General features: G+C 49.2%; 1 protein-coding gene. It reads right to left on the minus strand.

The window, feature by feature from the left end; translation table 11 throughout:
* Nucleotides 1-415, minus strand: a 415-nt coding sequence (locus MJ643_RS30510) for an IS3 family transposase (protein ID WP_247727292.1), incomplete at both ends; no start/stop codon positions are given.

Below are 415 nucleotides of genomic sequence, written 5' to 3' on the forward strand. Positions count from 1 at the left end.
TTAGGGTTATAGAACATCTCGATGTAATCGAAAATATCACTTCGGGCTTCTTCACGGGTTGTGTAGATCTTTCGTCGGATTCGCTCCCGCTTCAAAAGCTGGAAAAAGCTCTCGGCTACGGCATTGTCGTGGCAGTTTCCCCGCCGGCTCATGCTGCTGATTACATTGTTAGCCTTCAAGAAGCTTTGCCAATCTGAGCTACTGAACTGACTACCTTGATCTGAGTGAATCATCACTTGCTGCTGTGGCTTACGTCGCCACACAGCCATCAACATTGCGTCGATAGCCAGGTCGCTGCACATCCTTGGCTTCATTGACCAACCAATTACTTGGCGTGAGAACAGATCCAGCACTACCGCCAGATAGAGCCATCCTTCATAGGTGCGGATGTAAGTGATATCTGTCACCCAGACCT

Origin of the sequence: Pseudomonas sp. PNPG3 (assembly GCF_023093815.1) — a bacterium.
Classification (GTDB): Bacteria; Pseudomonadota; Gammaproteobacteria; order Pseudomonadales; family Pseudomonadaceae; genus Aquipseudomonas; species Aquipseudomonas asiatica.